Source organism: Bifidobacterium choladohabitans (assembly GCF_016102005.1).
GTDB classification, from domain to species: Bacteria; Actinomycetota; Actinomycetes; order Actinomycetales; family Bifidobacteriaceae; genus Bombiscardovia; species Bombiscardovia choladohabitans.
Genome location: NZ_JACFPL010000001.1, coordinates 39,914 through 57,188 on the forward strand (window position 1 = coordinate 39,914; position 17,275 = coordinate 57,188).

At 59.4% G+C, this 17,275-nt stretch carries 13 protein-coding genes; 7 read left to right on the forward strand and 6 right to left on the reverse strand.

Features of this window, described 5'->3' with window-relative positions:
• Window positions 1-316: 316 nt before the first annotated feature.
• The 3 genes from H3S97_RS00155 to H3S97_RS00165 all read right to left on the reverse strand — a co-directional run bounded on the left by H3S97_RS00155 (window position 317) and on the right by H3S97_RS00165 (window position 5,427).
• Window positions 317-3,010 (reverse strand): ABC transporter permease, encoded by a 2,694-nt coding sequence (locus H3S97_RS00155; RefSeq protein WP_198219199.1) that lies wholly within the window; start codon window positions 3,008-3,010, stop codon window positions 317-319.
• Window positions 3,011-3,021: 11 nt separating this feature from the next.
• Complete coding sequence (locus tag H3S97_RS00160) at window positions 3,022-3,912, reverse strand: ABC transporter ATP-binding protein (RefSeq protein ID WP_232356191.1); 891 nt, start codon at window positions 3,910-3,912, stop codon at window positions 3,022-3,024.
• A gap of 195 nt (window positions 3,913-4,107) precedes the next feature.
• A complete protein-coding gene (locus H3S97_RS00165; RefSeq protein ID WP_198219201.1) occupies window positions 4,108-5,427 on the reverse strand; it encodes an O-acetylhomoserine aminocarboxypropyltransferase/cysteine synthase family protein in 1,320 nt (439 codons plus the stop codon).
• Window positions 5,428-5,716: 289 nt separating this feature from the next.
• Between H3S97_RS00165 and H3S97_RS00170 the strand changes: the two genes are divergently transcribed.
• From H3S97_RS00170 to H3S97_RS00185, 4 genes are all read left to right on the forward strand, one after another.
• The gene (locus H3S97_RS00170; RefSeq protein ID WP_198219203.1) at window positions 5,717-6,613 is read left to right on the forward strand and encodes a pyridoxamine kinase; all 897 of its coding nucleotides are present in this window, start codon (window positions 5,717-5,719) and stop codon (window positions 6,611-6,613) included.
• Window positions 6,614-7,219: 606 nt separating this feature from the next.
• Window positions 7,220-7,867, forward strand: a complete 648-nt coding sequence (locus H3S97_RS00175) for a YraN family protein (RefSeq protein WP_232342443.1) — start codon at window positions 7,220-7,222, stop codon at window positions 7,865-7,867.
• Window positions 7,867-9,453 carry a YifB family Mg chelatase-like AAA ATPase gene (locus H3S97_RS00180; RefSeq protein WP_198219205.1) on the forward strand — a complete coding sequence of 529 codons (1,587 nt, stop codon included), beginning with the start codon at window positions 7,867-7,869 and terminating at the stop codon, window positions 9,451-9,453. The genes H3S97_RS00175 and H3S97_RS00180 overlap by 1 nt, the downstream gene beginning before the upstream one ends.
• Window positions 9,454-9,502: 49 nt before the next feature.
• The gene (locus H3S97_RS00185) at window positions 9,503-11,116 is read left to right on the forward strand and encodes a DNA-processing protein DprA (protein WP_232356192.1); all 1,614 of its coding nucleotides are present in this window, start codon (window positions 9,503-9,505) and stop codon (window positions 11,114-11,116) included.
• On the opposite strand, the gene H3S97_RS00190 is transcribed toward H3S97_RS00185, so the two are convergent.
• Window positions 11,032-11,406: an MGMT family protein gene (locus tag H3S97_RS00190; RefSeq protein WP_332468251.1), complete on the reverse strand. Its 375-nt coding sequence runs from the start codon at window positions 11,404-11,406 to the stop codon at window positions 11,032-11,034. The two genes, H3S97_RS00185 and H3S97_RS00190, sit on opposite strands and share 85 nt — an antisense overlap.
• 48 nt (window positions 11,407-11,454) lie before the next feature.
• On the opposite strand from H3S97_RS00190, the gene H3S97_RS00195 reads away from it, so the two are divergent.
• The 3 genes from H3S97_RS00195 (at window position 11,455) to H3S97_RS00205 (ending at window position 15,400) form a co-directional block, all read left to right on the forward strand.
• Window positions 11,455-13,356, forward strand: coding sequence for an FAD-dependent oxidoreductase (locus tag H3S97_RS00195; RefSeq protein ID WP_198219209.1), 1,902 nt, complete (start codon window positions 11,455-11,457; stop codon window positions 13,354-13,356).
• An 82-nt stretch (window positions 13,357-13,438) separates the two neighbouring features.
• Entirely contained in the window at window positions 13,439-14,647 is a 1,209-nt protein-coding gene (locus tag H3S97_RS00200; RefSeq protein ID WP_198219211.1) for a succinate dehydrogenase/fumarate reductase iron-sulfur subunit, read from the forward strand.
• A 75-nt stretch (window positions 14,648-14,722) separates the two neighbouring features.
• Entirely contained in the window at window positions 14,723-15,400 is a 678-nt protein-coding gene (locus tag H3S97_RS00205) for an O-methyltransferase (protein WP_198219213.1), read from the forward strand.
• 18 nt (window positions 15,401-15,418) lie between these two features.
• Here the strand turns inward: H3S97_RS00205 and H3S97_RS00210 are convergent, their stop codons facing one another.
• On the reverse strand, window positions 15,419-16,186 hold the full coding sequence (locus H3S97_RS00210; RefSeq protein ID WP_198219215.1) for an LOG family protein: 768 nt from the start codon (window positions 16,184-16,186) through the stop codon (window positions 15,419-15,421).
• A 324-nt stretch (window positions 16,187-16,510) separates the two neighbouring features.
• Window positions 16,511-17,266, reverse strand: a complete 756-nt coding sequence (locus tag H3S97_RS00215) for an ABC transporter permease (RefSeq protein ID WP_198219217.1) — start codon at window positions 17,264-17,266, stop codon at window positions 16,511-16,513.
• Window positions 17,267-17,275: the final 9 nt, after the last annotated feature.

Below are 17,275 nucleotides of genomic sequence, written 5' to 3' on the forward strand. Positions count from 1 at the left end.
ATGAAGATAATCATCCTTACGGATGAGTGCGCTGAAGAAGTCCTCCTGTTAGGCTGACACCATCCAACTCAACGCGGGGCTGCGGGAATGGACATTTGCGGAGATGAAGCAAATCATGTCAAGCATCTTGCTCAACACAAAAGACACGAGTCACAAGACATGCAACCATAGGACCAAGGGATTGAAACAGTTGCCTGGATTCCCGTGATTGACTACAGGAACACCCAAGCAGCGTCAAGGAAAACATCACCTGGCAGAATGAGTCATTCATTCCCGGCGCCGACCAAGGCATGCCAGAATGAAGGTTGGCTTGCCGTCATTCCTCTGCAAGAGCCACGACCGGCGGAGTCCGGTTGACGCGTCTTGCAGGCAGAACGCTTGCCAAAATCGCGGCTACGAGCGCCACCAGCAGAATCACTATGCCTATGGTCCAAGGAATGGGGAAAGCCACCGTACCCAGAGAGGAGAAAATCTCATAGGCTGCAGCCCAGCCGAAGAGCAGGCCCAGGATCATGCCAGACAAGGACGACACCAGAGCTATCAACCCTGACTCCACAGCCAGGGACCGCCTGATCTGCTTCCGGGTCATCCCGATGGCCCGCAGAGTGGCGGACTCCCGTCTGCGTTCCAGTACCGAGAGGGAAAGCGTGTTGGCCACGCCAATCAGGGCGATGGCCACTGCAACCGCCAAGAGAGCCAGGATGATCATGAGCAGGCTGTCGATGGTCCGATCCCACTGCTGCTTTTCAGCCAGACCACCCTTGACGGAAACAGCCGAATAACCAGAAAGCGCGTCTTTCACCTTGTCAATGAATGCTGAGACTGTTGGTGAACCATCGACCTTGGCCCAGATCTGCACGGTCTGAGGCTGAACGCCATTTAGCGAGGATGAGTCAGTCAGACCATAGAAATTACTGGCATCAATCCCCTGGAAGGGCGCATAGACACTGGTCACGAAGAGTCTTTGAGCCACCGATGCGGATCCGCCATGAGCGTCGCCTTGAATCGGGTTGAGAATATTGAGCCCCAGATTCCCTCCGTCATGAAAATCCTTCTGTTTGTCCATGCGGCTTTCTGGAAGCAGAAGGGCATCCTGTCCGGAAAGATCCTTGCCGACCTTGGCGTTCAGGAGACGATCGATCTTCTGCGAGTCAAGGGCGAAAATAGTCATTCCCGCACCGTTCTCGCCGCCTGATTTGACCATGGCAGCATACTGGGGCACCAGCTCGGCCTGAGCGACCCCGTCGATTCGCCGAATGGCATTCAGAGCCTTGTCATCCAGGCCATCGGCGCTGATCTGCAGATCGACGGAGTAGTGCTCGTCCAGCATGTCGGCCATGGTCTGCTTGGCGCTGGCGGCGCCCGTGGCCAGGGTGGCGACCAGTGTCACGCCAATCAGGAGGGCGGTACCCGTAGCTGCCACACGGGAGCGGTTCCGAGCGATGTTGGCCACAGCGATTGTGGACGAGGGCCCGATCCGAGAAACCAGGGACCCGACTCCCCTGAGCATGAAGGGAATCCAACGATTGGCACTGAACAAAATGCCCAGGAATGCAAGAACAATGCCGATGACGGCCATGGCAGCAACAATGTTCGGCCCGTCTCCGGATGTCTTGCTGGCCTTGTCTGCCGTGACACTGAGCCTGACCTGCCAGAGGGACCAGACCGTCATGGTGATGCCCAGCAGAATCATGACCACGCTGACGAACAGACGCATCCTGCTCGTCCGCTTGTTCTCCAGAAGATCGGCAGGCCTCAGCGCCTCCAAAGGACTGACCCTGGTGGCGGCCCACGAGGAGCCCAGGGAGGCCAGGACCGTGACAATGATGCCGAAAACAAGAGGCACCAGGAAGACTGCCGGAGTCAGCTTCAATTGGAAGTAGAGGGAACTCGTATGAGCTTTGGCTGCACCCAGAACTGCCATGATGCCGATGGCGACGCCAACCCCGATCAGGGATGCCACAGCGCCCAGGATGATTGAACGCATCAGAACACTGGCCCTGACCTGGCTCTTATTGGCGCCTATCGTCCTCAGGAGGGCCAAATAGCGACGTTGCCGAGCGACCATGACCTGGAAAGTGTTGGCAATGACGGTGGCAGCCACGAACATGGCCAGTGTGCCAAAGACCAGAAGGAAGGTGGTCACGGGGTTTTGGGAACCGCCGAGCGCGGTCTTGACCAGTCGGTCCTCCACGGTGTGACGGTCCTCTAGGGAATAGCCCGAAGGCATGAGCTTGCGCAGAGAGGCCAGAGCCCCATCGAGGTCGCTGCCCTGCCCGGCAACATTCAAGTATGCATTTTGGGCATACAGATTACCCATGTTGCCAAGGCCTGCTGTAGCCATAAAGTCATCTATGGTCTTGGGGGTCAGCACGATTGCACCGCCCGACTCGCCAAACTCGCCGCCCTCGTTCCCCCGGTTCGAACTGACGCCCGACAAGGTCAGGGGCTTCGATATGAACCTGCCCGCCACCTGGTCGGCACTGGCCTGATTTTTCGACCCATGGTCCTCGGATATGTACAGCATGTTAGGCGACAGATTCAGATTCACTCTGTCACCCAGGGAGAGCTTGAGCCTGGACACAGTCGGCCCGGGTAGGACCACTTGGTCGTCGGCACTGGGCCAGGATCCCTTGGCGAGACCGACCGGCATCAGCGATGAATCCGCCATAGGAATGGCAATCACGCTCTCGCTTTTGATTTTGCCGGCGCGGACATCCGCCATGAGCTGGGTGTCTGACCTGACTGCGTGAACGCCTGGGACTTTTGCCAGCTCCTCGGTTTTGAAGTCCTTCACTCTCTTCTGATCTGGATTGCTGCCTTCCGCGGGGATGATGGCGTAGTTGGCCTGGGCCGCATCGGATGAGACCATCTGCCGCATGGAAACGTCCATGGTGTTGCCGAAGAGGAAGATCATGGCAATAAACAGTGTTCCGACGACAATGGCGATGCCCGCGGGAACCATCATGCCCAGGTCATGCCGCATCATTTTTCTGGCGACGAACCACATGAGCATTCCCCTCAGCGATGAGCAGCTGAGCCAGCTGTAGCTGCGGAGGCCATGACTTCCTCGGAGAGCAGGGAGTTCATGGAATCCACAGTGGGTCTGTCCTGGTCTGCCACGATCCGCCCATCCGCAAATACCAAAGCCCGGTCGGCAAATGAGGCCGCAAAGACATCATGAGTGACCATGATGATGGTCTGCCCCAGCTCGCGGACCGAATCCCGCAGGAAGCTGAGCACTTCGGTCGATGAGGCCGTGTCCAGGTTTCCCGTAGGCTCGTCCGCAAAGACGATTGAAGGCTTGGTGATGAGGGCCCTGGCGATGGCCACACGCTGCTGCTGACCGCCCGAAAGCTCGCTGGGCCGGTGGCTCAGCCTGTCCTCCAGGCCCAGGGTCTTGGCCAGAACCTCCAGCCAGGCTGTGTCCGGCTTGGCCCCATCCAGGATCAAGGGCATGAGGATGTTCTGCTTGGCCGTAAACATGGGCAGGAGGTTGAAGCTCTGGAAAATGAAGCCCAGGCTCTGGCGCCTCAAAAGGGTCAACTGATTGTCGTTGAGCTTGGTCAGGTCGACCACTCCCCTCCGCCCTCCACGACGGCTGGTCCGCTTGCCCTTCACCCCGGCAGCCTCGGCCCCGTTCAGGTAGACATGTCCGGAGGTAACGGTGTCCAAGCCGGCCAAGGTGTGCATGAGAGTGGACTTGCCCGACCCCGAGGGACCCATGATGACCGTGAACCTGCCCCGCTCGAATTCGACATCGACACCCCGCAGGGCATGGACCAGGTTCTCCCCACTCCCATAGTCCTTGGTCAATCCCTTGGCCCTGATGGCCACCTGGGCAATCTGCCTCGGTTTCCCCACACCGGACGACGGATCGGAAGACGACCTCGTCTTTGCTCCATGTTTCATGCCTCCATCTTACCCACCGCAACATTTCCGCCTGACTGGTCAGGTGCTGTCTGCGACTGGAAAGGGGTGAAGAGAGGGCACATACAAAGGCGCCCATCGAAACGTAATGAGGTTTCGACAGGCACCTTGTATTTCTTCGCCTTCTCGGTCATATATCACGCATATACGGGACCAAGAAGGAAGCGTGATTGCCGGCTACTTGGCCAGACCGGACTCCTTCAATGCCTGGAAGGCACCCTTGAGATCATCCAGAATATCCTCGATGTTCTCCGTGCCGATGGAGAGCCTGATGGTACCGGGATGGATGGCTTGATCCTCCAGCTCCTCCGGTGTCTCCTGGGAGTGGGTGGTCGATGCCGGATGGATGGCCAGGGACTTCACATCTGCCACGTTGGCCAGAAGGGAGAAGAGATGCAGGTTGTTGATGAAGACCCTGGCCGCGTCCTTGCCGCCCTTCAGATCGAAGGTGAAGATGGAGCCGGCGCCGTTGGGGAAGTAGCGCTTGTAGAGTTCGTGGTCGGGGCGGCCCTCGATGGCCGGATGGCTGACCGACTCCACCTCCGGCACGGTCTGCAGGTAGTCCACCACCTTCAGGGCGTTCTCGACATGACGCTCAACCCTCAGCGAGAGCGTCTCGGTCCCCTGCAGGAGGAGGAAGGCTGCAAAGGGCGAGATGACGGCGCCGGTGTCACGCAGGAGGATGGCGCGGATACGGGTGACGAAGGCCGCAACCCCCAGATCCTGGTAGAAGCGCAGACCGTGGTAGCTGGGGTCGGGTTCGGTCAAGGTGGGGAACTTGCCGGGCACTGCCGCCCAGTCGAACTTGCCGCCTTCCACGACGACCCCGCCCAGGGTGGTGCCATGGCCGCCGATGAACTTGGTGGCCGATTCCACGACGATGTCAGCCCCGTGCTCCAGCGGACGGAACAGGTAAGGAGTGGCGAAGGTGTTGTCGACAATCACCGGCAGGTTATGGGCATGCGCGATCTTGGAGATGGCCTCGAAGTCGGGCAGGTCGGCGTTGGGGTTGCCGAAGGTCTCGAAGAAGACCAGCTTGGTGTTCTCCTGGATGGCCGACTCGAAGTTGGACGGGTCCGAAGGATCAACGAAGGTGGTCTCGACACCATCGCGGGGCAGGGTGTGCTTGAGCAGGTTGAAGGTTCCTCCGTAGATGTTCTTGGAGGATACGATATGGTCCCCGGTCTGGGTGATGTTCCGGAAGGCATACTCCACGGCTGCGGCTCCCGAGGCCACGGCCAAACCGGCGGTGCCGTTCTCCAGGGCGGCGATCCTGTCCTCGAAGACCCCCTGGGTGGAGTTGGTCAGACGGCCGTAGATGTTGCCCGGGTCCTTCAAGGCGAACCGGGCCTCGGCATGGTCGAAGTCGTGGAAGACGTAGCTGGTGGTGGCGTAGATGGGCACGGCCCGGGAATCAGTGGCGGGGTCGGCCTGCTCCTGGCCCACGTGGAGCTGAAGCGTCTCGAAATGGTACTTGTGCGGGTTCTGGTCGGTCATGTCGATTCCTATCTGTTTCTGATGGATGGTGCGCCTGTTGGTGACGTGCGTCCTCGTCCAAGCTCTTGAATGCGACCATAAGCGGCCCAAGCCCACCTGTTCAAGCCGGAAAGGACTTTTCGGTATCGTCCTTTTTTATAACAGCTTCCAAAAGGTTGAAAGCGGGCCTTTTCCGTCTCGACATTGCACACGCGGAGGTACCCGTTTAACCACTTCGCTGTAGAGTCGGGTAAGCAACGGAGAAGGCTCCGCTGCGAACAGCCTCAGCAGGCATGAAGGAGTTCAAAAGATGGCCGGACAGTCGGACGATCAGAACAGGCTCTACCAGCGCGACAGCAAGTACATCCCCCGAGTCGCCGCTGTGCATGACATGTGCGGGTATGGCAAGTGCTCGCTGACGGCCGCCATCCCCATCCTTTCGGCAGCCGGATGCGACGTTTGCCCGGTACCCACGGCCCTATTCAGCGCACACACCATGTTCAAGGAATACACCTTCCACGACACCACCGAGATGCTGCCGGGATACCTGGATGCCTGGCAGAAGGAGGGCGTCGAGCTGGACGGGATCTACAGCGGGTTCCTGGGCAGCGCCGAGCAGGTCGACATCATCCAGCGCATGTATCGGGAATACCCCAAGGCTCTGCGGCTGGTCGACCCGGTCATGGGCGACGGCGGATCCATGTACCCCACCTACACCGAGGAGATGTGCCGGGCCGTGACCAATCTGGTCGATGGAGCCGACCTGCTCATGCCCAACCTGACCGAGGTCAGTCTGCTGACCGGCATCGACTACGAAGGCCAGGACCTTGACGATGCCCAGGTTGGCGAGCGTCTGGGCCGTCTGCTGGACATGGGCGCGAAAAACGTCATCATCAAGGGCATTGACCGGAAGGACGGCAAGCTGCGCAACTTCGTGGCCTCAGCGGATCATGGCGGTGTCAGCGAGCGCACTGAGCTGGTCCACGACAAGCTGCCCTTCATGATTCACGGAACCGGCGATGCCTTCGCCTCCAGCCTCTGTGGGGCGCTCTTTGCGGGACGAGGCCTGGCCGATGCCGCCCGGATCGCCGGCGAGTTCGTCCGCTCGGCCATGCAACACACACGCAATCAGCCCGATTATCAGCAGCGCGGGGTCAGCTTCGAGCTGGATCTGGGGCAAATGACAGCTCTGATGCAGGAGCGGTGAGCCCAAGCCCGGTGAAAGCGGCATAGGCGTCCAGGCATGTGTCAAGAGTGGGAGGCCAAGGTGGATGAATGGAATCCAGACCGCATAAATCACTGCATTTTGCCAGCCAAAGACCCGGTCGACAGGGTGACAAATCAGTCATAAAGATAAGTTGCTGACCACAGCAGATCGGAAGGCATTGCCAACGAATTCGCCGGCGGTGCCTTCCGGTCTCTGTTATCTCTTTGTTTCTGGTTCATTTAGCTGCCTACTGTCATGCCCTCCCTTGCTTCCTTGGTTTCTGTTCCCCTAGTTCGGCTTTACCTGGTCCTTTTTGCCTGGTTTCTACTTTACTTGGCACTGCTTTCTTCCGTCTCAGTTCTTCTTGCCTCTGCGGCCGCTGCCTGATACAGAAATGAATAGAATCGATACAGCGTCAGCATCGTCAATCCACTCGTTCATCCACTTTCGTGCGTGCAAAGGTTCATTCGACCACATGCTTGGTTCGACTAGTCGCCGACCTCCTTCCAGTGGTCTCCTAGAAACATGGACACACAAGCACTGACTAGACCAACCAATCTCCGCGCATTCATCAATGACAAAGACGACAGAACCGATGCTGACGCTATGATCGCAGACCCATCGGTCACACAGCCCATAAGCGCTCTGCCCGATTCCATAAGGTCCGTCGACAATCCAGAAACCATGCGCCCTGGGAGGACAAGGTTAGGCACAAGCAACGATGAATCCTTCGACATAGAGCTGGCGGATCTTGAACGACAGATCGGAGCCAGTGGCATAAACAGCCGAGAGCTAGGACGATTGGGCGAGGACTACGCCTGCCAGTGGCTGCGGCAACGAAATTGGAGAATCCTGGCCCGGAATTGGAGAAGCCGGTTCGGCGAGCTGGACATCATCGCCCTGGATCCCGAGGCGATTCTGGTCTTCGTAGAGGTCAAGACCAGGCGCACCGGTCGGTTCGGATCCCCAGAAGAGGCTGTCGGCCCGCGCAAGCAGACCCACCTGCGTCGCGCAGCAGTCCAATGGCTGATCAGCCACGACCGAGATCCCAGCGCGCGACATCGCGGCACCCGTTTCGATGTCATCAGTCTGTCAGTCAAGTCCGACCCTGGCAGAAACATTCATTCCGAGAGCCCTTATCCTTTGGCTTCCAGTCAGGCATCCACCGAGGCCGTCAGGGGATCCAACCGTTCGGGCAGGGGCGGCTGGAATCCGGGATCGGTCTTCCTCAGACACACCAGGGAGGCCTTCTGATGCGTCTTGGATCCGCTGAATCCGTGGGACTGATAGGCCTCAAGGCCTTTCTCATCCACGTACAGTCCTTCATCTCCCCCGGTCTGCCCTACTTCTCCATCATCGGTCTGCCGGACGCCTCCTTGTCGGAGTCGCGAGAACGGGTCAAATCCGCCTGCTCGGCCTGCGGATTCCGGTGGCCGCAGACCAGGGTCACCGTCAACATGTCCCCTGCTTCAAAACCCAAGCATGGCTCCTCACACGATCTGGCCATTGCGACCAGTGTTCTGGAAGCCGGCGGAGCGCTGCCGACGGAAGGCCTGGACCATACGGTCATCCTGGGCGAACTCAACCTGGACGGCACGATTCTGCCCATCAATGGCCTGCTGCCCATTCTGACTCAGGCCAGAGCTCAGGGAATCACACGGGCTTTCGTCCCCGCAGACAACCTTGACGAGGCCCGTCTGGTTCCCGATATAGAAGTCGTGGGACTGCGCCACCTGGGCCAGCTCATCCAGGCCTTGGGCGGGCAAAGCAGGGTTGCCGTACCTGAGTCAGACAGCCACAAGAACTCTGACAAACCGGCCGACATAGCGAGTGTGCACCCCAGGAACCCAGGTCATCAAGACAACTCCCCCGCCAATGCCGGCCCAACTCCCCCCAAGCCGGATATGGCTGACGTGATCGGTCAGGAGGAGACCAAGTGGGCCATGATGGTGGCTGCAGCCGGCGGTCACCACATGCTCATGGTCGGTCCCCCGGGAGCCGGCAAGAGCATGCTTGCAGAACGGCTACCCAGCATCATGCCCGCTCTGGATGCTGTTCAACAGTTGGAGGTAGCCTCCGTCCGATCCCTGTGCGGTACGCTGAGCCAGTATGGAATCACCGATGTGCCGCCCTTCGAGGCCCCACATCATACGATCTCCATGGCGGCCATGGTCGGGGGCGGCGCAGGACTGGCCACGCCCGGCGCTATTACCCGTGCCCATCGTGGCGTCCTCTTCATGGATGAGGCTCCGGAGTTCTCTCCAAGGGTGATCCAATCCCTGCGCGAGCCCCTGGAAATCGGACGAATCTTCCTGTCCCGCGCCAAGGGCAGCACCACCTTCCCTGCTCGTTTCCAGCTGGTCATGGCCGCCAATCCCTGCCCCTGCGGATACGGATACGGCACCGGCGAGCGCTGCACCTGCACGCCCCGCGAACGCCTCCGCTACTGGAACAGGCTGTCAGGACCCATCATGGACCGCATCGACATCCAAACCACGGTCCCCCCTGTGACCGACCCTGGTCTCGACGACCACCGTCCACGCCAACACAGCGCACAGATCCGTCAGCGTGTGACCCGCGCCCGCCAGGCAGCAAAAGAGCGTTTTCACAAGGAAGGCTGGACCTGCAACGCCCAGATCAGCGGCGAATGGCTACGTCAGAACACATCAGCCAAGGCACGTTCGGTCGTGGATCAGGCCTTGCGCAGGCAACGGATCAGCCTGCGAGGTGCCGACCGGACCATGCGCCTGGCTTGGACTCTGGCAGACCTGGACGGGCGGACCAGCCCCGGTGCCGACGATGTGACCACTGGCATCCTGCTTAGAACAAGGGCCGTCTGAGATGTCCAAACCTTTGATGAGAACCATGCCCGCCGGCCAACCGCGACCAATGTCCATGGCTGAAAACGACTGGCTTGCCAGAGCTGTACTGACCCTGGCGGCAGACGGCCCCGATGCCTTCATGATTGCCTGCCTGCTGGGCTCGGACCAGGCTGCCGACCTGTGCCGAAATCTGATCGAGTTGGGAGCGCCGAATCAGTCGGAGAGCGACAGTCCCCATGATGCTGCTCGTGTCAGTCTGGACGAACGCTTTCTTAAAGGGGCGGTTCGATGGGGACGGCAAACGAGCCCTGAGGACCTCACCCGGTTCCACAAAATCAGCAATTCCTGGCGAAAACGCCTGGCGCCCTTGCTGGCCATGGACACCGACCAGGTACGAACCATGATGACAGGTGGGGGCCAATTCTGGGTGATGACCCCAGATGACCCCTGCTGGCCAGGCCAGGTGGATGACCTGGCACGCCGCTCCGACTGGGCCCCTCCCTTCTGCCTGTGGGGACGAGGCAATCCTGAAACATTGATCTGCTGTGACCAGCCCCTGGCCGTGGTCGGGTCCAGAGCCTGCGACGAGTATGGACGGTCCATCGCCCATCAGATCGCCAGACAGGCCGCCGGCCAAGGCCACCTGGTCGTCTCCGGCGGAGCCATGGGCACGGACGCCGCGGCCCACTGGGGAGCCCTGGCCGCCGGCGGCGGACGCACGGTGGCCGTTTTTGCCGGAGGCTTGTTGCATATGGGTCCCAAACGCAACAGCCGTCTGTTCGAGAACATTGAGGCAGATGGCGGCGCGCTGATCAGCGAGCTGCCGCCTGGCACCATCCCCGAGGCGCGTCGGTTCCTTCTGCGCAACAGGATCATCGCCGCCCTGGCCTCCGACATCGTTGTAGCACAGGCCCGTCACCGATCCGGTGCGCTGAACACCGCCAATTGGGGTGTGGAATTGGGCCGTCGCGTACTGGCTGCCCCCGGCAGAATCGACCAGCCTGAAAACACCGGCTGCAACCGGCTTATCCATGAAGGCAAGGCGGAGCTGCTCCTGTCGGCCTCCGACGTCCAAGACATCTGCCATCCCGCCCATGCACCTATCCACCCTGACGAGTCTGTTCAACAAGGAGCCGGAGTTTCAGCCAAAACCACCGAAGATCATGAGCATCAAGCAAGTAGACAACCCACGCAGCGCACACCGCCGCTTGACTGTGATCATCCTATGCAAACCACTCACGGCAATCAGCCGCTCCCGATCACGCTCAAACAATCCGGTACTAATAAAGGCAGGCTTTCGACCCACTCTCAGCACAAAGAGCATCCTTCAACCCCGCCATCAAATCCAGGCATGGCCCACGAACACGAAAAAGCCAACGACGATCGCCTGACCAAGGAGGAGGGACCCCTGCTGGCGGCTATCCGTACCTGCCAGCTCCGGGGCGGTCCGCCCATGATGGGACAGCTTCGCACTGAGCTGGCCAATCAGGGACATGAACTCTCAGTCAGGCATCTGATGCAGCTGCTGGGTTCCCTGGAGATTCGTGGTCTGATCAACCTGCAGGACGGATGCGTCGTAGCTGAAGATCCGAAGAGTCAGGCCTTCCAGCGACAGCGATCCAAATCAACCACCCAGCCATCTGCACCAGCAGATTCATCGCTGCGGGGAGGAACAAAATGAACGCCTTCATCCTCCAGCAGCTGACGCTGACGTTCAGGCCCGCCAAAAGCGAATCCCGGGGCCAGAGAACCATCGCGGAAGACCACGCGATGACAGGGAATCACCCCAGGTTCAGGATTGTCATGAAGCGCATAACCCACGAACCTGGCGTTGCGCGGATGGCCAGTCAGAGAGGCGACCTGACCATAGGTGGCCACCTTGCCGCGAGGGATCCGCCTGACGACCTGATAAACCTGCTGTGAGAAGGAAAGCTCGGTCATAAGACCTATTCTGCCCACGCAAGCAGACATGCACTGGTAGGGCTGCCGCTATCAATAGGTCGTGACAGTATCGATGGTATGAATCCGCAGAAGGTCAGAAACCGCTATGATGCCGTCATCGTCGGAGCCGGAGCGGCCGGGTTGTCAACGGCTCTGGGACTGTACAGAGCTTTAGAGGGCAAACAGAGCGAAAGCAGCTCGTCGCCAAAGGTCCTGGTCATCTCCAAGCTGCAGCCCCTGCGCTCCCACACCGGTTCGGCGGAGGGCGGCATTGCGGCCAGTCTGGGCAACCAGGAGAAGGACGACTGGCATTGGCACTACTACGACACCGTCAAGGGCAGCGACTGGCTAGCTGACCAGGATGCCGTGCGGATTCTGGCCGAGCAGGCCCCGGGCATCATCATCGAGCTGGAGCATGACGGAGTGGCCTTCTCTAGGACCGAAGACGGGCACATCGCCCAGCGGAAGTTCGGCGGCCATACCGCTGATTATGGCGGCCATCCAGTCAGGAGAGCAGCCTATGCAGCCGACCGTATCGGCCACCAGATCCTGCACGCCCTTTGGCAGCAGTGCCTGCGTCAGGGAGTCGAGTTCGCCGAGGAGTGGTATGTGACCGATCTGGTCGTTGATCCGCCCACTGATGAGGAATCCGGCGGCCATGCCCGAGGACTGATCGTCCTGGATACCCACGCCGGCAAGCTGCAGGCCATCCAAGCCGACAATATCGTCCTGTGCACAGGCGGGGCCGGCCGGCTCTTCCATACGACCTCCAACTCCTGGGATCTGACCGGCGATGGCATGGCGCTAGCCCTGCAGTCCGGCCTGCAGCTGGAGGATGTGGAGTTCATCCAATTCCATCCCACGGGCCTGGGCCACACGGGCATCCTGTTGTCGGAGGCCTCACGCGCAGAAGGCGGCGTGCTCAGGAACAGTCAGGGACGGGCCTTCATGCAGGACTACGCGCCGGGACACGGCGACCTGGCCGCCAGGGATGTGGTCAGCCGTTCCATCATGGCCGAGATTGATGCAGACCGGGGAGTGGCCGATCCATCGGACCCTGACGGACCTCATGATTGCGTCTGGCTGGATATGACCGGCATTGACGCCCAGCGCATGGCTGCCCTGCTCCCCCAAGTCACCGAGACCATCCATCGCTACGCCCACCTGGATCCCACTGTGGACATGGTTCCGGTCAAACCCACCGCCCACTACACCATGGGAGGCATTCCCATTACCGATCGTGGTCGCGTCTACCGCTGGCAGAATGGCCACCGTCGAATCGTCAACGGACTGTTTGCCGCCGGGGAATGCTCCTGTGTCAGCGTTCACGGGGCCAACCGGCTGGGCGGCAATTCCCTGCTGGACGCCTGCCTCTTTGGCACCCGGACTGGGCAGACCATCGCCGCCGCCATGTCCAATGCCGACGAGCCAAACGACATGACCGACACGTCTCCGCTCGCACCAGCCCTGCAAAGGCGTCAGGCCTTCATGGACGTGTTGCTGGCTGGCGCAAGCAAGGCCGAGCCCACGGAACCAGCATTGGCCGACAACCAAAACGAAGAAGCCAACACCGGTGTCGATGCCGACCTGAACAACCCTTATGCGCTGATGGGCCGACTGGGACGGCTGATGGAGGAGGCCGTTGCCGTCCGATGCGATCAAAGCAGCATTGAAAAGGGTTTGCAAGGATTAAATCAACTGGATGCCGATGCCAGACAGCTGCATGCGCACAGTGACACAGCAGTGCTCAACCAGGAGGTGACCGCCATCATGGAGGTGGACAACCTGCTGACACTGGCCCGGGCTGTGTTGAACGCCAGCCTGCGGCGTCAGGAATCCCGCGGCGCCCTGTACCGGAGCGATTATCCGCAGCGTGATGACGAACACTATCTGGCTCACACCATGATCGATGCCAAGGAAAACGTCTCCTGGCAGCCTGTTCATATCGTCGACATGCCTCCCAAGGGCCGCGACTACTGATGGACTCTGATGATGGACTCTGGGCCCAATCTGTTCAGACAGACACCTATTCGACATCTATCCAGGCCAGTCAGCGATTAGGATGGAATTCGCGCATATCAATGGGCATCGGGCCAGATTCCGAGCAAGAACAGGAGCAACCGTGACATCACAGTCCACGGGATCAGACGAATCCAAGGCATCCTCACCGGATCGCGATCCCCGTCCAGTGACCTTTAGAATAGCCCGGTTTACCCCACGACCTCAATCAGAGCGGCCGGCACGAACCAACCCATTCTCCAAAAGCAATCCTTTCGCCACGACAGGCAACCGACGGGCTCGAGGTCGCCGCTGGACGCAGGAGTACACAATCCGGATTGCTCCACAGCGCACTGTTCTGGATGCCCTTCTGCAGATCAAGCGAGCAGTGGATCCTACGCTGAACTTCCGGTACTCCTGTGGACATGGCATGTGCGGATCGGATGCCGTGCTCATCAACGGCCGCCCGGATCTGCTCTGCACTGCCACCATCGCCGACTGCCTGTCCGCACCCAAATCCATGCCGAACGCCTTCGCCTCACCAGGTGCAGCTAGTGGAAGTCCGCAGGTCCAACAGCCTCCAGCCTTCCGTCGTACCGGTACGGCGACCACCACCACGGGCGTATCCTCGTCGGTTGCGCTTTCGGATTCGGCCTCAAACTTTACGACCACAGATCCTACTGGAGCCGGTCCGACCGATCCTGCAGAAGCTACAGACCTTACAGAAACCACAGGCCGTATAAAAACATCAGGACTGACAAAAACTTCAGACACCGCAGAATCTTCAGTTGTAGAGATCCGCCCACTTCCTGGCTTCACCCCGCTCAGGGACCTGATAGTGGACACCAATGCCATGTTCGAGCAGATTCGGCGCTTCAAGCCTTATCTGCTCCATGATGACTCCTCTGCCGATAGCGGCCAAGCGGACAGGACGAAAGCAGCCAGCACAGAACCAGCGTCAGAATACAAGCAAACGCCGGAAGAGCTGGCCCGGTATGAACTGCTCAGCACCTGCATCGCCTGCGGGCTCTGCCAGGGCGCCTGTCCTATTTATGCGGGCGGTGAGGCCTTCGCCGGTCCGGCGGCCATGATCGCAGCGGCTCGATTCATCAACGATTCCCGCGACGGCCATCGTCAGGAACGTCTTGAGGCCATTGACCAGGTGGACGGGATCCAGGCATGCCAGTCCATACGGGCCTGCACCCGACCCTGCCCCAGAGGCATCGACGTGGGTGAAGAGATGTGGAAGCTGGTCGAAGCCGTCAAGGAGTAGTCAGACTCCTGCGCACACACAGGGCACTAGGAGCTGACGACAGGCTTGTGCCCTCTGGTCGTTACCATGGTTAGCATGGACAAAACCTCGTACAACAACATCGCCAGAGGATGGGAATTCGCCGAGGCAAGCGCTCTGAACGTCGAATCCGACAAGTTGCAGGCCTTGCGAGACAAGGCTTCAGAGGCCGGATTCGCCCAGTGTTCCCGGTCTCAAGGCGCCTTTCTGCAGTTTTTGGCAGGCCGAAACGCTCCGGCATCCATCATCCTGGTCGGCAACGGCTCCGTGGTCGAAGCCCTGCGCCTGATGACAGGCCTACACGGCCATGGCCAGTTCACCGCCGTCGACTCCACAGCCCAAGGCACCTCCCTGGTCAAAAAAATATTCGCGGGCATGGAGAAAGCCCACCCAGGCATGAGGCTGCGGGCGGTCAACGCTGCTGCCCGAACCTACTTCCCCAGGCTCAACCCCAGCGACTACGATCTTATCGTCGTCTCGGGCAATGGGGACAACTACCAACAGGTTATGGACCAGTCTCCACGCCTGCTCAAGGACCGAGGACAGCTGATCTTTACCGATGCCTTCGATCTGCTGGACGAGCCTGACAAGGGCGGCGTGCTCAACCCGGCCAATAGATCCGAGAAAACGACCATCTTACGCACCATCATGGAAGACATAAGCAAAGACAATGCCTGGGAATCCTGCCTGCTGCCCATCGGCACGGGCATGATCATGGCCACCCGCGCCCGCTGACTGCCGCTCGCCTAATTTTCAGGCACGGTGACGCAGGATAGCCTGGACAGCCTCATCAGGATCATCAGTGCGGATGACCAGATCGGGGTCCAGATCAGAGATCATGCCCCGCTGCCTCACCGTGTCTGAGATCCAATCGAAGAGCCCCTGCCAGTAGGCCCTGTCGAAGAGGACGATGGGCATGCTGGGCGCCTTATGGGTTTGGACCAGGGTCAGCACCTCGAACATCTCATCCAGGGTGCCGAACCCACCAGGGCAGACGATGATGCCCGAGGAGTATTTCATGAACATCATCTTGCGCACGAAGAAGTAGCGGAAGGTGATGCCCAGATTCACCCAGCGGTTCAGTCCCTGCTCCATGGGCAATTCGATGCCCAGGCCGACGGACTTGCCACCGACCTCAGCAGCGCCCTTGTTGGCCGCCTCCATGATGCCAGGCCCTCCCCCCGTGATGACCGCCATACCGGCCTTGGCCAGGTCGCCGCCCATCTTGCGCGCAGCCGCATAGGTGGAATCATCCCTGCCAGTCCGGGCTGACCCAAAGATAGCGGCTGCGGGCCCCAGCTCCGCCAGTGCACCGAACCCGTCGACGAACTCGGCCTGGATGCGCAGCACACGCCAAGGATCCATATGCAGCCAGTCCGTGTCACCGCCCGACGAGAGCAACCCAGCATTGGCATCCGCCTCGGGAATCATGGGCCCGCGCATGATGACCGGACCACTGTGGTAGGTCCTGCCCAGGTCCGGGCCTTCATCGTCATTGTGATTGTCAACCATATCCGCCATGTACGCATTCCTTCATCGGGCCCCAATCCGAAGGACCCGCTCGATCCTGTTCCGGCTCTCATGATAGCGGCCCCCGCCGCCCGTCTGGCGGCAAGATCAGATTCATATCAGGAGAAATAACCGCAGGCGCTGAGGGTAGCGTGGACGAGCTGAATCAGACCAACAGAGTATGGTGCTGCAGTCCCAGACATGGACAAATAACCAAGAGAAAAACCGAGTTTGGCCCTCTAACCCTCCTATGGCTGGTGGCATGAATAACTTATGACTTGCTTGAATATTTCAACTTTCAAACATGTTTAATTAATGACACTTCGGGTTCCAAACTCACTCCACATCCCATTTGAAACCGCGAACCGCCAAAAACACAAGCACTGCAGTAACAGCAAGCACGATGGAAGTTGAAAGCATAGCGCCCGTTTGCTGCAGAGGATTTTTTGATGCCCAGAAAATGAGATCTCCAAAGAGAGTCGACGGAATCCATCTGATAACATTCGTCAACCAATCCGGAAGGATGGCGAAAGGTATGGCCAGACCGCTGAGGAACAAAGCCAACAATTGCACGAGAGTTCCCAAGTTGGTTGCCAACTGCGGTGACGAAAGCCAGCCACCCATTAAATACCCCAAGGCAAGGAACATGACCAGTCCCAATAAGGACACGACAAAAACTCGACCTACATCCCTAAACGGAAGCAGAGTCAGCAATACCGAAGCGCCTACTATGACAAGGATCTGCGCGGTCGCCATGATGAGCCTTACAGCCAGATATGTCATCAAATAGTCAGCTTTGCGAATCGGCGTCGTTGAAAGCACACGAAGAGCTCCCGATTGCCTGACCTCAGCCAAAGGACCTGCGGTCATGGTCAAAGCTGTACCGGTCACTGCCAGAAAGAGCGCCATGGGCATGACAAATGGGCTGAAATCCGGAGCATCAGCCTGTCCCTTCATCATCGCGGACATGAGAAGAAACATTCCCGCCATGGCAAAAGGGAAAATTATGACAAAAATAAAGTATGAGGTGTTCCTGATCAATTCACGAGTCTGCAGCGCCAACAAAGGGCGAAGGTGCCTTTTTTCTATCATCTGGAGTCC